Consider the following 15,965-nt stretch of genomic DNA (forward strand, 5'->3'; position numbering starts at 1 on the left):
CAAAAATTTTTGAAAAAGGTTCGTTATGTTTGAAACTATAATCGGTTTAGAAGTTCATTGTCAGTTAAATACTAAAACTAAGATTTTTTGTTCGTGTGCTACTAGCTTTGGCGAAAAGCCAAATACAAATGTTTGCCCGACTTGTCTAGCACTGCCGGGAGCTTTGCCTGTGCTAAATAAAGAAGCGGTTATTAAAGCTATTAGCTTTGGCACAGCCATAAATGCGACCATAAATGAAAAAAGCGTTTTTGATAGAAAAAACTATTTCTACCCTGATTTACCAAAAGCGTATCAAATTTCGCAATTTACCGTGCCGATTGTAGAAAATGGCGAACTTTTTATAAATATCGACGGAAGTGAAAAACGCATAGGTATCACAAGGGCGCATTTAGAAGAAGATGCTGGTAAAAACAGCCACGAAGACGGACGAAGTTTGGTTGATCTAAACCGCACAGGAACGCCACTTTTAGAAATCGTAAGTGAGCCAGATATGCGTTCTAGTGATGAAGCTGTGGCATATCTTAAAAAACTGCACTCGATTTTGAGATTTTTAAATATAAGCGATGCAAATATGCAAGAAGGCTCATTTCGCTGTGATGTAAATGTCAGCATTCGTCCAAAAGGCGATGACAAACTCTACACAAGAGTTGAAATCAAAAATCTAAATTCGTTTAAATTTATCCAAAAAGCCATTGAATACGAAGTAGATCGTCAAATTTCAGCTTGGGAAGACGGCAAATACGACGAGCTAGTTTATCAAGAAACTAGACTTTTTGATACGAATAAATTTGTAACCAAATCAATGAGAAGCAAGGAAGATAGCGCAGAATATCGCTATTTCCCTGATCCTGATTTGCTAACTGTTATCATCGACGATGATATGATGAAAACTGGTCGCAAAATACCTGAGCTACCTGATGAAAAGAAAGTTCGCTATGTCGAAAAGCTTGGCATTAAACCAAAAGATGCAGAAGTTATCATCTCAACCTATGAAAATGCAAAATATTTTGAAGATTTGATAAATGCAGGATTAGAGCCAAAACTTTGCGTTACTTGGCTAAGTGTGGAGCTTCCGGCTCGTCTTAAAAACGGCATGACTATCGAAAATAGCCCTGTTGATAGCAAAAAAATGATTTCTCTTTTGGGGCGAATTAGCGACGGCACAATCAGTCAAAAAGCGGCAAAAGATGTGCTTGATTTCTTAATGGAAAATGATGAAAGCGTCGATAGTGTTATCGAAAAACTTGGCTTAAAACAAGTTAGCGATGACGGCGCGATAATCGCTATAATAGACGCAGTTTTAAACGCAAACGCCGATAAAGTCGCAGAATATAAAAGTGGAAAAGATAAACTTTTTGGCTTTTTTGTAGGGCAGGTGATGAAGGAAGGCAAGGGAGCGTTTAATCCTAGCAAGGTTAATGAGCTTTTGAAGCAAAAGCTTTAATAATATTTTTCAAAATTTGAGCGTTTTTAAAATAATTTAAAGGAATATTATGCTCTTTAACAGCCCTGTTTTTATCTTTGCATTTTTGCCGATAGCATTTTTTGTATATTTTTGGCTTAATCACAAAAGATTAAGCGAAGCGGCAAAAGCTTTTTTGGTCGTGGCTAGTCTATTTTTTTACGGCTGGTGGAATCCTGCGTATTTGCCACTCATTTTAGTTTCTATGGTTTTTAATTTCACGATTGGTTCGTATTTATCAAGGAATTTTGGCAACGCAAATTTAAAAAAGCAAATCTCGCCAAAAACGCTTCTTATCATCGGAATTTGCGGAAATGTCGCACTTTTAGGCTATTTTAAATACGCAGATTTTTTCATACTAAACGCAAATTTTATCTTTGGGGCTAAATTTGAGTTTTTAAAACTTACTTTGCCGTTAGCGATTTCGTTTTTTACATTTCAACAAATCGCCTACCTAGTCGATAGTTACAAAGGCGAAACGAAAGAGTATGATTTTTTATCTTATGCTCTGTTTGTGTCGTTTTTTCCACAGCTCATAGCAGGTCCGATCGTCCATCACAAGGAAATGATGCCGCAGTTTGCAAAGCTCAAAAATAAGGTAAAAAACTATGGTAACATTTTACTAGGGCTTTTTATCTTTTCAATGGGGCTTTTCAAAAAAGTCGTCATCGCCGATACTTTCGCCGTTTATGCCACGCAGGGCTTTGATAAAATGGAAGTTTTAGAGTTTTTTACGGCGTGGCAGACTTCGTTATCTTATACTTTTCAGTTATATTTTGATTTTAGTGGATACTGTGATATGGCGATAGGTGCTGCACTTTTATTTAATATACGACTTCCTATAAATTTCAACTCACCTTATAAAGCTACTGACATACAGGACTTTTGGCGTAGGTGGCATATCACTTTGGGGCGATTTTTGCGTGATTATATCTATATTCCGCTTGGTGGAAATAGAGGCGGGCTTTATCAAACTTGTTTAAATTTACTAGCTACTTTTTTAATCGGCGGAATTTGGCACGGGGCTGGTTGGACATTTGTATTTTGGGGCTTTTTGCACGGCATAGCACTGGTAATCCACCGCCTTTGGTCTCTTACAAAAATAAAATTACCAAAAATTTTAGCTTGGATAATCACATTTAATTTTGTAAATTTCGCTTGGGTATTTTTTAGAGCAAATTCGTTTGATGATGCTATAAAAGTGCTAAAAGGTATGGTTGGGGTAAATGGGGTAAAATTTGATAAAATCTTAAATTTAACAGACAAGGCGATAAATTTAAATTTATCTTTTTTAGCTCTTTATCTTATTTTGGCTTTTGTTTTGGTGCTTTGTTTCAAAAATTCGCTTCAAATTTTAGAAAATAAACCAAAAATTTCTAATACTATATATTTTGCCATTATATTTTTAACCGCTCTTTTATCTATGAGTGTTGGTAAATACAGCGAATTTATATATTTTAATTTTTAAGGATAAAAAATGCAACGAAAAAAATTTGTTTTTATATTTTTTGGTTTTTCATTTTTTATGATTTTTGCATTTTTATCCATTATTTGGTATCGCGATCCGCTTCATTTGTATCACAAGCCATATTCTTGCAAAAACGAAATTTGGGATAATATGCGACTAGCAAGTGCAGGACTAATCAAGCATTATGATTTTGATAGTATAATTTTTGGCACCTCTATGCTAGAAAACAGTTCTGCCACAGAAGCAAGCGCAAATTTGGGTGGAAAATTTATGAATTTATCGCTTTCATCAAGTGATTTTTATGAAAGGGCGTTAATTTTAGATTTTGCATTTAAACATAAAAATTTTAAAAAAATTATTTATTCGTTAGATGCAAATAAATTTTTAGAACAGCAAAAAGGTAATCCAAACTACGCGCTTAGTGAATTTAAATTTTTATATGACAAAAATCCATTTAATGACATTAAGGTTTATTTTACAGATGAATTTTTAAAGAAAATTTTTAAATTTGGCAAAAAGTATCAATGCAAAAATAGTAATTTTGACAGACCAAAAGCTTGGTTTAAAAGTAAAGCTCATAGCGTTAGGTTTGGTGGTTTTGAAAATTGGTTAAAATACAAAGACAACTGGCAAATAAAGAATAGTTTTAAAGATATAAAAAACGCCGTATCGAAAATAAATAATAACAAAATTCAAAGCCTTGAAAATTTAGATGAGCAAATTTTAAAATCAAAACAATATGTCGATGAATATCTTTTAAAATTTGTTTCGCAAAATCCGAAAACCGAGTTTTATCTCGTCTTGCCACCGTATTCTCGCATACATAATGCCATAGAATTTCACACTAAAAAGCAAGATTTTTTGGTTACAAAAGAAGTTTTGCGTTATTTGGTAGAGCAAAGCCAAATTTACAAAAATTTAAAAATTTACGCTTGGGGTGATACCGACTACCCTGATAATATCGCAAATTACAAAGATTTAACGCATTATTCGCATAAATTTAACTCACAAATGCTTTTGTATTTAAAAGACGGCACAGGGCTTTTGACGCCACAAAATTTTGACAAATACTACGCAAAATTCGAGCAAAAATCTCGCGAATTCGACCTAATGCCGTATTATGAAAAGATAAAAGATTTGACAGAATAAAAAATGGAGAGATTTTAAATCTCTCCAAATATTTTAAAAAATTTACTGCGAAATTATGTCGAAATTTTGTGGAATTTCAGGGATCAATAAAGCTTCATTTACTTTTTGATCTTTTTGTGTCTGGGAAAGAGTGATTTCGACTTTGTTATCTAGTTTGTCTGTGTATTTTATTGTGTGCGGAAGCCCGTTTTTTAGCTCGATCTGATAAGTTACATCATCAAATTTAGCTTCATAAATTCCATTTTTATTTGGCTTTGCATTTGCCAAAATTTCGGTTAAATTTGGCGTGTTTTTTATCGTTGTGATTATGGCTTGTTCAAGGTCTGGTTCGATAACCACAACGCGATCAAAACTAAAATAAATGTCTTTTAAATTCGGGCTTTCGTAATGCCAAAAAGCATTGGTTCTTGTGGCGATAAAGTTTCCTGCGTATTCGATTTTGGCTTCTTCGCTTGTTACGCTTTGTTTGAAATTTGAGCTAAGCGTTTTAAATTCAAGCGGATTTGCTACAATAAAACTTGATAAAATCGATAAAGATAGGATAAATTTTTTCATTTTATCTCCTTTAAATTTGAAAATTTTGCATATTATAGCCATTTTTTGTGAGTATTTAATTAAATAAAAAATAAAATTGTGTTAAAATACCAAGTTAAATTTTTACAATACAAGGTGAATTATGATTAAATCAGTTATGCGTGGAATTTTTGGCACACAAAATGATAGAGTTGTGAAACGATATGCCACAAGAGCTTTACAAATAAATAAACTTGAACCAAAATATGAAAAAATGAGCGATGACGAGGTTCGTGGAGTTTTTAATGAATTTAAGGCAAAAGTCCAAGCAGAAGAAATTTCAATAGATGAAATTTTATATGATGTTTTTGCTATCGTGCGTGAAGCTTCAAAGCGAAGTTTAGGACTTCGCCACTTCGATGTTCAGCTAATAGGCGGTATGGTTTTACACGACGGAAATATCGCAGAGATGAAAACAGGCGAAGGAAAAACGCTTGTTGCAACACTTCCTGTTGTGCTAAATGCGATGACAGGCAAGGGCGTTCATGTCGTAACCGTAAATGACTATTTGGCAAAAAGAGATGCCGAGCAAATGGGCGTTTTGTATAACTTTTTAGGGCTTAGTGTCGGCGTTATCGTAGGTGGCGAATACGACGATACAAAACGCAAAGAAGCTTATAGCTGCGATATAACTTACGGCACAAATAACGAATACGGCTTTGATTATCTGCGTGATAATATGAAATTTAGCAGCGAAGATAAGGTTCAAAGGGGGCATAATTTCGTTATCGTCGATGAAGTCGATAGTATCTTGATTGACGAAGCTAGAACACCGCTTATAATCTCAGGTCCAACCAATCGCACACTTGATGGCTATATCAAAGCAAACGAAGTTGCAAAACAGCTAGTCCGTGGCGAAGCACCGCTTGATCCAAAAGAAAAACCAACTGGCGATTTTGTCGTAGATGAAAAAAATAGAACGATTTTGCCGACAGAAAGCGGAATTTCAAAAGCAGAAAAGCTTTTTGGCGTAGATAACCTTTATAGCCTTGAAAACGCCGTTTTGAGCCACTATTTAGATCAAGCTTTAAAGGCAAATTATCTTTTTGAAAAAGATGTGCATTATGTCGTTAGAGACGGCGAAATCGTAATCGTCGATGAATTTACAGGTAGATTAAGCGAAGGACGCCGTTTTAGCGAAGGTTTGCACCAAGCACTCGAAGCCAAGGAAGGCGTTGAAATAAAAGAAGAGAGCCAAACGCTAGCCGATATTACATTTCAAAACTATTTTAGACTTTATGAAAAACTAGCCGGTATGACAGGAACTGCTCAAACAGAAGCGACTGAATTTTCTCAAATTTACAAACTTGAAGTTGTTTCGATCCCTACAAATGTGCCTGTTATTCGCAAAGATCAAAACGATTTGATTTATAAAACAGAAGATGAAAAATTTGAAGCTGTGATAAATGAGATAAAAAGACTGCACGAAAAAGGTCAGCCTGTGCTTGTGGGAACTGCAAGTATCGAAAAGAGCGAAAAACTGCATAGTCTTTTGGTAAAAGAGAAAATTCCGCACTCCGTGCTAAATGCTAAAAACCACGAAAAAGAAGCGCAAATCATCGCAGAAGCCGGTGCAAAAGGCGCAGTAACAATCGCAACAAATATGGCAGGACGGGGCGTTGATATTCGCATAGACGATGAAGTTCGAAATTTGGGCGGTTTGTATATTTTAGGTACCGAACGCCACGAAAGTAGGCGAATAGATAATCAGCTCCGTGGTCGTTCAGGTCGTCAAGGCGATCCGGGTGAGAGTAGATTTTTCCTAAGCTTAGAAGATAATTTGCTTCGAATTTTTGGTAGCGACAAAATCAAAAATATCATGGATAGGCTTGGGCTTAAACACGGCGATAGTATCGAATCGAAAATGGTTACAAGGGCTGTTGAAAATGCGCAAAAGAAAGTCGAGAGTTTGCATTTTGAAGCTAGAAAACATATCTTAGAATACGATGATGTCGCAAACGAACAAAGAAAAACCGTTTATAAATATAGAAACGAGCTTTTAGATAAAGAATTTGATTTAAAAGAGAAAATTCTTTCAAATAGAGATGATTATATCGCAAATTTGCTCGATGAGCTTGAAATTTTTGATGGAGATTCGCAAGAAAGATTTGACTATGAAGCAGTTGCGACAAAGGTTATGAACGAAACAACCGAAGAAATCAGCCTTGAAGAGCTAAAAAAAGCGACTGATTATAAAGAGTTAAAAGGTGCGATTTTAGAAACACTCGAAAAATCCTATGAAGAAAAAATGTCGCAAATCGACCCAGAACAACGAAAAAATATCGAAAAAATGCTTTATTTGCAAATCGTAGATCGCGACTGGCGAGAGCATTTGTATCAAATGGATATTTTAAAAACAGGTATCGGTTTGCGCGGATATAATCACAAAGATCCACTAACCGAGTATAAAAAAGAGAGCTACAATCTTTTTATGGAACTTGTAATGCGGTTAAAATCTGATAGTGTGCGAACGCTTCATGCTATAAGGTTTAAAACACAAGAAGAAATACAAGCCGAGCAAAAAGCCTACGAAGAGCAAATGGCTAGACAAACAGCAGCCCAAGCAGCCTCAATGAGACAAAATTTAGGCGAAAATTCGGAGCTAAATAATACGCCAAGGCAAAAAAAAGTAGGTCGAAACGAGCCTTGCCCTTGTGGAAGCGGTAAAAAATATAAAGATTGCTGCGGCAAAGGTGGCCCTAAAAAAGGCATTTTTGCACAAAATGCGTAAAATTTTGCGTAAAATAAATTTCTGAAATAAAGGTTACAAATGAAAAAAATATCTTATTTTGTTACCTTTATTTTTATTTTGCTTTGTGCTATTTTTATCATTAACCAGCGAACAAATTACGGCATAATGTTTGGCGCATTGCAATTTTTAATACTATTTTTGGCTATGTTTGTTTTAAGCGGCAAAGTTTTAAAAAGCGTGAATTTTGCCGGTATTATATTGGTTTCACTTTTTTTTCTTAGCCGAATTTTTATGCACTATTACAAAAGACCACTTTTTTTAAGCGATTTTGTTTTATTTTCTAAGGTAGAAAATTGGGATACGATTTTGCAATACAAAGAACTTATTTTTGTAGTTTTAGCTTTTTTATTTTTGCTTTTATTTGCTATTTTTGGTTATGCGAAATTTAAAAAATTTGGATTAAAAAGTAGGATTTTTAGCCTTATTGTCTTGGTTTTACTTTCTATAATGCACCAAAATTTAATCTCAAACGAGAGAATCAAAAATTCTTGGTTAGCGACTTTTCCTGAACTTAAAGATAAATTTTTCAATTTTTCTATGTCGCTTGGTGCAATCGCCTATAAAAGCCCAAATTTTGGTGATAAATTCGAATATTTCAAAGAAAAATTAGGGCAAATTCAAAGTTACGAAACTTCAAATTTAAAACCAAATTTGGTTTTGTGGCTTAGCGAAAGCACGATGGACGCTTCGTTATTTAAAGGAAATTTACCCAAACTTTCTATGTTTGAAAATTCGCAAAATACCAAATTTAATTCGCTCGTTAGAGTTCATACTTACGGTGGCGGCACATATAAGAGTGAATTTGAAGTTCTAAGCGGATTAAGTCCTGATGATTTTGGAGTTTATTCATCGCTACTTTTTCATAGCGTAGCAGAGCATACAAAGTTTTCTTTGCCAAAAATTTTGAAGCAAAACGGCTACAAAACCATAGTTTTAAACCCTTTTGTGCCGGGAAATTACAATGCAGGCGAAGCGTATAAATTTTTAGGATTTGACGAACAATATCACCCGTTTGATTTAGGCTATGGCGATAAAAAGTCGAATTTATGGCATATTTCAAGCACCGATATGGCAAATTTGGTAAAAAAACTTTTTGAAAAATACGATGAGCCAATTTTTATCTATGTTTTGAGTATGAACGAACACGGACCTTACAACAGGGCAAAATCAATCAAATTTAACCTTGATAAATTCTATGATGAAAAAACGGCTCTGCAAATAAGCGATTATTACGAGCGTCAATCTGCTTTAAATGACGCTATTGAGAGCTTGGATAAGTTTTTAGCTAGTAACGAAAAAGAGTATGTTTTTGCATATTTTGGTGATCATCAAGGCGTTTTGGGCTTAAAAGAAAATGATTTTATTTACGACCATAAAAAGCCTTTTGAAATAACAAATTTTGTTGTTCGTGGTTCAAAAGGTATTAAAAAAATTGAAAATCCAAATTTAAGTGAGCTTGGGCTTATGGGTGGTGTTTTGCTAGAACTTATGCAGATTTCGCCTGATGAGTTTTTTAAAGCAAATTTTACTATGAGAAAATTTTGCGACGGGATTGATGATTGCGCTGATAAAAATCTTTCAAAATCCTATAAAAGCTATATTTTTGATGATTTGGATGTTGCAAATAGATAGAATTTCGTAAATTTACATAAATTTGGTAAAATTGCTGTTTTTTAAAATAAATTTGCAAATTTGGCTGGTTTGAGCCAAATTTTTTGACATAAAAAGGTTAAATTTGATTAAATATCTGCTTTTTAAATATTTGCGTTTTGATAAATCTCAGCCGTTTATCACGCTTTCGGCGATTTTGGCGTTTTTGGGCGTGAGTATCGGACTTATGGTTTTGATTGTGGCGATGGCGATTATGAACGGATTTGACAAAGAGTTCGAACGCAAACTTTTTACGATGAACTATCCGATTACCATTTTTGGGGCATTTAAAGGCGGAGTTAGCTTAGACGATGTAAATGAGCTAAAATCGCAGTTTGGTGATATGAAATTTAGCCCATATATTAGTTCGCAAGTTATCGTTAAAAACGGCGATAAGCTAGAAGGCGGGCTTGTTTTTGGCGTAAATTTAGACGATGAAAAAGCTATAAATTCGGTGGTAAATGACGGCATAAAAGAAGCAAATTTGGATAATTACGGCATTTTGGTCGGAAAAGGCATAAAAGATGAATTTATGCTAGAAAACGGCGAGAAACTGATACTAATTTTCACCAAAGGCGATCCGGGCGGATTTACGCTGATACCAAAAATGAAAAGATTTGAAGTCCGCGCGGATTTTTCATCTGGGCTTATTGCTTATGATAAGGCATATTTATATACAAACGCAAAAGATTTGGCTAGTGTTTTGGGCTATGAAAGCGATAAATTTGACGGAGTACATATTTATTCAGACGACCCTATGAACGATATTAAGCGAATTTCGGCTGTTTTGCCGAAGCATTTAAGAGCCATTGGCTGGTGGCAACAAAACGGAAACTTTTTTTCAGCCCTTGCACTTGAAAAACGCGCACTTTTTATCGTGCTAATGCTCATCATTTTGGTTGCGAGTTTAAATATTATTAGCTCACTTTTGATGACTGTTATGAACCGTCGCCAAGAAATCGCGCTTTTGCTTAGTCTTGGGGCGAGTAAAAATGAAGTAAAAAAGACATTTTTCGCGCTTGGTTCAGTCATCGGTGGAAGCGGGATTATTTTTGGGCTTATTTTGGGGCTTTTTGGTGTGTGGCTCTTTGGAAATTTTGACATTATAAATTTACCGGCTGATGTCTATGGAAGCTCAAAACTACCGATGGAGCTTTCAAGCGTGGATTTGGCGATGATTTTAGTGGGAGCTATTTTGATAGTGATTGCTTCGTCGTATTATCCAGCTAAAAAAGCCACGCAAATCGATGTTTTGCAAACTTTAAGAAATGAGTAAATTTAACTAAATTTAGTTTTATTGTCATTGCAAATTTTGAGAATTCGTTTGATTTGTCATTGCGAGTTTTTTGCAAATTTCGCTTCTATTATCATCGCAAGAAGCGAATCTACGAAGCAATCGCCTCTTTATTGTCATTGCGAGACGGCGAACGCCGTCGTGGCAATCGCCAATGGTTAAAATTAAAATTTGATTTTTTGAGAAAATTTATAAAATTCGGTTGTTTTTTGTAATTTTTTAAATTTGCAAATTTACATTATCGTTATTTTCAAATTTTTTTAATTCTGCAAATTCACATTTTTTATTTTAATACTGGCGATTGCCACAAATTTTGCTTTCGCAAAAATTCTCGCAATGACATTTGTTTCGCAAAAAATTTTTAATAACAAAAAATCAAAGCAGAATTTGCCAATTTTATCTTTAATTTTAAAAATTTTGTAACACTTTATTAAAATAAATAATTCTTTTAATTCATTTTATAAGGTTAAAAAATTTGCATATATCTTTTTTTAGCATACTTTAAGCTAAATAAAAATAAAAAAAGATAAAATTGACAGAATTTATATGTGAATTTAATTTAAACGACACAAAATGAGTTTCTATGAAGACGCGTTTTGTAAAGCTGAGTTTAGTAGCTTCGGCTGTGATTTATGCTGTAAATTTAAATGCCGATACATTTACTGTAACTTCAAGCGATACTTTCACTCATACCAAATCAGACGGCACAACTATCACTCAAAAGGTAACAAACAAGACTTTTAAACCGTCTTACGGAGCAATGAATGCAAGATATGCAGGAAGTGCAGGATTTTTTGATGTTATGGGTTCGGAAAATGCAGTGTCTATCGTGACTGGAACCCATGAGAACAAGCCATCGTGGTTTAATATAAATTTGGGTGCCAGTGGTGATACTACAAGTTTGGATAATATGGAAGCTTCGCTTGCAATTGCTAGTCGAACAAATGAACTAAGGGCGCAAGAAGCACTAAGAGAAGGTATAACTTTGCAAGAACAAAAAATATCCAACTCTGCAATGGCAATAACGCAAGCTAGAATAAATAAAGCTCGTTATGCTACGGGACACCCAGATAAAGACAATAATCATCATTGGTCTATCCCATGGGGAGTTGGTTATCAAAACTGGGGCGAAAATTTGGGTTGGGGTGGTTCATTTGCAAACAATCCGGCAGGAGTAGCCGATGCTTGGTATAACGAAAGAGTATGCTTAGATGATCCAAATAGTGCAGCTTGTGAAAAAGTCAAACGAGAAAATGGTAGTTATAGCCCAGAACAAGGCATAGAAAGTGCAATAGGGCATTATAAGTCTTTGGTTAAACCAGAAAACCTTATAACCGGCGTTGTGATAGGAAAATGGGAAGGAGCCAATAATTATGTTGTGGCTTTGGGTGCAAATTATTGGGGTCAAACATCAGAAGATACATATACCGTAGGTGAATACGAAGCTATGTTTAAGGCTTGGCGAAACGGTGAAGAACACTACAAAAATACTATTGTTATACTAGAAAGACCAAATCAAAAAAATGATGAATTTACTTTGATTGCAGGTGGTGCTAGTGCGACCAATGGCATTGTAGTAGAAAATAACGCTCTTAATATCACGGCTAATGAAAAAGTTAGAGAAGCTTTTGGCGGGTACCAAGTAGCCAACGGAAATGTTATAAACAATATCGTAAATATTGAAAGTGGAGCAACTATATATTTGATTGCAGGTGGTCAAGCCCAAAACGGCAATGCAAATTTAAATAAAGTTACACTAAATGGAGCTTCGGCGACAAATGTCAAAGGTGGCTTTACGACAACTGGCAACGCAAACAATAATGAAATAACCATAAGCGGTGGAAATATTAGTGGAGAAATAATAGCAGGACAAGGTTCTAGTAGTGCAATAGGCAATAAAATAACTATCAACAATAACACAAACATAAGTGGCACCTACATAATAGGTAGTAAAACTAACAACCAAAGCGCACAAGGCGAGTTAAATTTAATCTATGTAACAGCAAATAACGCAGATATAATCGGCGCAGAATCTACTTCCGGTGATGTCAAAGGAACTATCACGCTTGGCGGTAGCAATGTCGCCACAGCCAAAAATGTCTATGGTGGCAAAACAGGAAGCGGAAATGCAGACGAAAACACTGTAAATTTGGTAAATGTTGATATTAAAGGCGATGTTTATGGTGGATTTAGCCAAACTGGTTTAGAGACTAACAAAAATACAATCAACTTCTTCAAAGGCACAGTAGCAGGGACAATCTATGGTGCAAACAAATTTGGCTCAAACAATGTCCTAAACATCGGCTCAGCCACTAATAAAGTTGCTTCCGGTCTAAAAGCAGGAAACATAGCAAATTTCAACGATATAAATTTCTATCTAGCAGATAATGTGGCAAATGGCGCAACAATATTATCTCTAACAGGCGGAGTAAAAACAGAGTTAGATAATACTAATGTTTCTGTATATCTAGCTGATTCATCATCTATAACAGCAGACAATGTTAATTCGTGGGCTGTTCATTTATTAAACAATAGTGCAACTATAACAAATCCAAAAGGAACAAATACAAATGGTGTAGCTACCGTAAATTTATCAGGCTTTGCAACAGTAGATGCCATCATAGCTCTTGCTAATAATAATACAAATTTGGATTTAAAATTCAACGCTACCCCTGACAACCCTGGCGGTGACCAACTTGGTGGCGGTGACCAACTTGGTGGCGGTGACCAACTTGGTGGCGGTGACCAACTTGGTGGCGGTGACCAACTTGGTGGCGGTGACCAACTTGGTGGCGGTGACCAACTTGGTGGCGGTGACCAACTTGGTGGCGGTGACCAACTTGGTGGCGGTGACCAACTTGGTGGCGGTGACCAACTTGGTGGCGGTGAGCAACCTGGTGGCGGTGAGCAACCTGGTGGCGGTGAGCAACCTGGTGGCGGTGAGCAACCTGGTGGCGGTGAGCAACCTGGTGGCGGTGAGCAACCTGGTGGCGGTGAGCAACCTGGTGGCGGTGAGCAACCTGGTGGCGGTGAGCAACCTGGTGGCGGTGAGCAACCTGGTGGGCGGTGAGCAACCTGGTGGCGGTGAGCAACCTGGTGGCGGTGAGCAACCTGGTGGCGGTGAGCAACCTGGTGGCGGTGAGCAACCTGGTGGCGGTGAGCAACCTGGTGGCGGTGAGCAACCTGGTGGTGATACTGATAATCAACAAGGTGATAATAACGCAGATAATGACGGCGGAAATTCTGACGGCTTGACAGATGAAGAAAAGAAAAAAGCCGAAGAAGAAGCTAAGAAAAAAGAAATTCAAAAACAAAGAATGAAAGCTTCGCAAGAGGCTAAGTCTTTGTTAGAAACTAGACTATCAAATGTTGTATTTATTAACGCCGGTGGCAATATAGTATCAGATAATATAAATTCGTTACCGACCGGTGGAACATTTGTTTTATCGCAAGGAATTTCACAAGATGTTGAAACTGGTTCGCATATAGAGGTTTCAGGTCTTAATCTTAGTGCAGGTATAAGTAGTAAGAACGAAATAGGTAGGGGTAATTTAACAGTCGGCGCATTTGCAGAGTATGGAAAAGGAAAATATGATAGCTATTTAGATGACGGCACACACGGCAAAGGCGAAAGCATATACTATGGCGGTGGCGTGGTTGCTAAATTTATAGCAAATTCGGGTTTACATGCCGAGGGTAGCCTAAGAGCAGGTAGAACTAATTATGACTATGCCAATGATAATGGACTACTAAATACAAACAACTTTACATTTGATCTAAAATCAAATTACTTTGGTGCGCATTTTGGTCTTGGTAGAGAATTTTATAGCGACAACAACATATTTGATTTATATGCAAAATACTACTATTTGCGTGTAGGCGGAACAAGCTTTACACAAGGCGGTGTAGGTGTCGAATTTGATAGTGTAGAATCTCATCGTGCAAGAGTAGGATTTAGAGATAGAGTAAAACTTGGTGAATACAACTCACTATACATAGGTGCAGCTTACGAATATGAATTTAGCGGTGAAGCAAATGGCATAGTATCTCATCCTGCATTTGGTAGTGCCGACATCGCAAGTCCTAGACTAAAAGGTAGCACAGGTATCGGAGAAATCGGATATATCTTTGAAAACGGAAGATTGAGATTTGATATAGGTGCCAAAGGCTTTGTAGGCAGACAAAAAGGTTATAGTGGTAATATAGGATTTACATTTAAATTCTAGTTTAGATTTGTAAAAGAATTTACGGTTTTATAGCCGTAAATTCTTTTTTTAAGTATTTTAGAGTTATTTTCTAAGATAGTTTTTTGAATTCGCTCATTAGTTTTTCTTTTAGATTATCGCAAATTTCGGTTGAGTTTTGTAAATATTTTTCAATCACGCCGTCAATTTTGCTTAAAAAATTAAACAATTTTTCTTCCCAAACTTTTGCGTTTTTGTTCGTTGAGTGCATATTTTGGATAAAAACCAACTCTTTGCTTAAATTTGCTAGTTCGTTTAAAAATTCATCTTTTTCATCGCTGTTTTTAAGCTCTTCTAGCCTTAAATTCGAAATTTGCATATCGATTATATCGCAAAATTTTATATACTTGTCGTTTTGTGGCGAGAGTTCATAAATTTCAGCTTTTGCGACGATTCGTTTGATTTCACTATGCACTATGAGTGCTACGCCTACTATTACCAAAAAAATAATTGTAAAATTAACCATTTTTTGCCCCTTTTAAACTATCGATTGAAACTATTGCTATTCCTATCCAAATAATGATAAAACTTATTATTTTGTAAAAGTCTAAATTTTCGCCATACATAAAAACTGCTATGAGAATTTGCATAGTAGGGCTTATGTATTGCATAAATCCGAGTGTCGAAAGGCTTAGTTTTTTTGCGGCAAGATTAAATGTTATAAGCGGTAAAACCGTTACAATTCCACTAAAAATGAAAATCGGCGCAAGGTGATTTAGTCCAAATTCTGCGCTGCCACTGCCGCAAAGAAAAAGTCCATAAAGTAGTGCAAACGGAAATAAAAGCATGGTTTCGACAAAAAGCCCTTCCATCGAAGGCACGGCTAGTTTTTTCTTTAAAAGCCCGTATATCGCAAAACTTGCAGGCAAAATAATTGAAATAAAAGGCAATTTTCCAAGAGAGTAAATTTGGATAGCGATTGCGATAAAAACTAAAAAAACTGAGATTTTTCCTGCTAAATTCAGCCTTTCTTTTAAAAAAATTGCCCCCAAAAGCATAGAAAAAAGCGGATTTATAAAATATCCCAAACCGCTTTCAAGTATTTGATCTGAATTTACTGCATAAATATAAATTCCCCAGTTTGATGCGATAAAAAGCCCCGTTATAAAGAGCGTTTTGAGAGTTTTTTTGTTGTGGAGAATTTCTTGTAAAGTGCGAATTCGATTTTTGTATTTGATAAAGATTAGCAAAAATACAACCGACCAAATAATGCGATGAGCCAAAACTTCAAGTGCGCTAGCGTGTTCTAACATTTTAAAATAAATAGGAAAAACGCCCCACATAACAAATGTAGAAATTCCTAAAATAAGGGCTGTTGTTTGACTATTTTTTGGCATATCTTTCGCTTTTTTTGCGTGTATTTTAAAGTTTTT

General features: G+C 35.7%; 11 protein-coding genes. 8 read left to right on the forward strand and 3 right to left on the reverse strand.

Going from position 1 to position 15,965, the window contains the following annotated elements:
* Nucleotides 1-25: 25 nt before the first annotated feature.
* The 3 genes from gatB to PF026_RS03230 are packed head-to-tail and all read left to right on the forward strand — an operon-like array spanning nucleotide 26 to nucleotide 4,079.
* Nucleotides 26-1,444 (forward strand): Asp-tRNA(Asn)/Glu-tRNA(Gln) amidotransferase subunit GatB, encoded by a 1,419-nt coding sequence (gene gatB / locus PF026_RS03220; protein ID WP_270864312.1) that lies wholly within the window; start codon nucleotides 26-28, stop codon nucleotides 1,442-1,444.
* A 49-nt stretch (nucleotides 1,445-1,493) separates the two neighbouring features.
* Nucleotides 1,494-2,930 carry an MBOAT family O-acyltransferase gene (locus tag PF026_RS03225; protein ID WP_270870481.1) on the forward strand — a complete coding sequence of 479 codons (1,437 nt, stop codon included), beginning with the start codon at nucleotides 1,494-1,496 and terminating at the stop codon, nucleotides 2,928-2,930.
* 9 nt (nucleotides 2,931-2,939) lie between these two features.
* Entirely contained in the window at nucleotides 2,940-4,079 is a 1,140-nt protein-coding gene (locus PF026_RS03230; protein WP_270870480.1) for a hypothetical protein, read from the forward strand.
* 42 nt (nucleotides 4,080-4,121) lie between these two features.
* Here the strand turns inward: PF026_RS03230 and lolA are convergent, their stop codons facing one another.
* Nucleotides 4,122-4,634 carry a LolA-like outer membrane lipoprotein chaperone gene (gene lolA / locus PF026_RS03235; protein ID WP_270864315.1) on the reverse strand — a complete coding sequence of 171 codons (513 nt, stop codon included), beginning with the start codon at nucleotides 4,632-4,634 and terminating at the stop codon, nucleotides 4,122-4,124.
* A 121-nt stretch (nucleotides 4,635-4,755) separates the two neighbouring features.
* On the opposite strand from lolA, the gene secA reads away from it, so the two are divergent.
* The 5 genes from secA (at nucleotide 4,756) to PF026_RS03260 (ending at nucleotide 14,574) form a co-directional block, all read left to right on the forward strand.
* Nucleotides 4,756-7,383, forward strand: coding sequence for a preprotein translocase subunit SecA (secA, locus tag PF026_RS03240; protein WP_270864316.1), 2,628 nt, complete (start codon nucleotides 4,756-4,758; stop codon nucleotides 7,381-7,383).
* 39 nt (nucleotides 7,384-7,422) lie between these two features.
* The gene (locus tag PF026_RS03245) at nucleotides 7,423-9,036 is read left to right on the forward strand and encodes an LTA synthase family protein (RefSeq protein WP_270864317.1); all 1,614 of its coding nucleotides are present in this window, start codon (nucleotides 7,423-7,425) and stop codon (nucleotides 9,034-9,036) included.
* Between the two features lie 103 nt (nucleotides 9,037-9,139).
* Entirely contained in the window at nucleotides 9,140-10,330 is a 1,191-nt protein-coding gene (locus PF026_RS03250; RefSeq protein ID WP_270864318.1) for an ABC transporter permease, read from the forward strand.
* 601 nt (nucleotides 10,331-10,931) lie between these two features.
* A complete protein-coding gene (locus tag PF026_RS03255) occupies nucleotides 10,932-13,418 on the forward strand; it encodes a hypothetical protein (RefSeq protein ID WP_270877196.1) in 2,487 nt (828 codons plus the stop codon).
* The gene (locus tag PF026_RS03260; RefSeq protein WP_270877197.1) at nucleotides 13,408-14,574 is read left to right on the forward strand and encodes an autotransporter outer membrane beta-barrel domain-containing protein; all 1,167 of its coding nucleotides are present in this window, start codon (nucleotides 13,408-13,410) and stop codon (nucleotides 14,572-14,574) included. The genes PF026_RS03255 and PF026_RS03260 overlap by 11 nt, the downstream gene beginning before the upstream one ends.
* A 70-nt stretch (nucleotides 14,575-14,644) precedes the next feature.
* Here the strand turns inward: PF026_RS03260 and PF026_RS03265 are convergent, their stop codons facing one another.
* Nucleotides 14,645-15,058, reverse strand: coding sequence for a hypothetical protein (locus PF026_RS03265; protein ID WP_270861358.1), 414 nt, complete (start codon nucleotides 15,056-15,058; stop codon nucleotides 14,645-14,647).
* Nucleotides 15,051-15,929, reverse strand: a complete 879-nt coding sequence (rarD, locus tag PF026_RS03270) for an EamA family transporter RarD (protein ID WP_270863740.1) — start codon at nucleotides 15,927-15,929, stop codon at nucleotides 15,051-15,053. Before rarD ends, PF026_RS03265 begins: the two co-directional genes overlap by 8 nt.
* Between the last annotated feature and the right edge of the window lie 36 nt (nucleotides 15,930-15,965).

The organism is Campylobacter sp. CS_NA3, from assembly GCF_027797495.1.
GTDB lineage: Bacteria > Campylobacterota > Campylobacteria > Campylobacterales > Campylobacteraceae > Campylobacter_B.